We start from the raw sequence: 1,081 nt of genomic DNA, 5'->3' as shown, positions 1-1,081 counted from the left end.
GCACGGCCGGCGCCCGCCCGGCCGTGCGCGCATCCGGTACGGCGCGCTGACGGCCGCCGTCGACATCACCCCGACACCGGCACGTTCAGCTCGCTTCACGTCGCAGGAGTCTTGCTCAGTCACGCAAAGGCTGTCGAGAAGGCACCGGCGCCCGCACAGATCGTGTCCCAACCGGTGCGGCAGGACGGCCCGGATGGCACGTGCCGACAGTCGGCGTGCCATCGGGTCGGCATACCATCGGGTCGGCGTGCCATAGAGTCGGCGTGCCATAGAGTCGCTGCGGACACGAGCCGGTGTGTGACACCGGCGCCACCGGAGCCGCCACCCGCATGAAGCCGCCATCCACATGACCGGTTGGGTCGTTGTCGTACCGGTCAAACCGCTGGCAACCGCCAAGAGCCGGCTCGCCCGTCCGGACCGGGCAGCCCTCGCGCTCGCGATGGCCCAGGACGCGGTGGCCGCGGCCAGCGCGGTCGGCCACGGCACTGTCGAAGCCGTCATGATCGTGACGAACGACGGCGTGGCCCGGGCCGGAATGGCCGCCCTGTCGGGCCCGGGCCCCACCGGGCGGCCCGCGACCGACGGCACCCCAGCGACCGACGGCGCCGCACTGACCGGAGGTACCCCGGCAGCCGGCGGCCGGATCGTCGTCGTCCCCGACATGCCTGACACCGGTCTGAACGCGGCACTGGCGCACGGCGCGGCCCTGGCCGCGCGGTGGTGGCCGGACGCCGGTGTCGCGGCCCTGTCCGCCGACATCCCCGCGCTGCGCCCGGCCCACCTGCGCGCGGCTCTGCTGGCCGTGCCGGCGGGCGGCCGTGGCCTGGTCGCGGACGCGGACGGTACCGGCACCGTCCTGCTCGCCGCCGCGGCCGGCACACCGCTGGCGCCCCGGTTCGGGCCGGCGAGCCGCGCGGCACACATCCGCTCCGGCGCCCGGGACCTGACCGGGCCGCTCGGCGGATCCGTCCGTGGCCTGCGCCGTGACGTGGACACGGTCGAGCACCTGTGGGAGGCGGTCAGCCTGGGCGTCGGCCCCTGGACCAGGCAGGTCCTGTCCGCCGGCCCGCGGCCGGCGCCG

Annotated in this window: 1 protein-coding gene; it reads left to right on the top strand. The window is 75.9% G+C overall.

Features of this window, described 5'->3' with window-relative positions; translation table 11 throughout:
* Positions 1–346: 346 nt before the first annotated feature.
* Positions 347–1,081, top strand: a 735-nt coding sequence (gene cofC / locus FrCorBMG51_RS01475) for a 2-phospho-L-lactate guanylyltransferase (RefSeq protein ID WP_086055207.1), incomplete at its 3' end; no start/stop codon positions are given.

This window comes from Protofrankia coriariae (assembly GCF_001017755.1).
GTDB classification, from domain to species: domain Bacteria; phylum Actinomycetota; class Actinomycetes; order Frankiales; family Frankiaceae; genus Protofrankia; species Protofrankia coriariae.
This window is presented reverse-complemented; position numbering and strand designations above follow the sequence as displayed.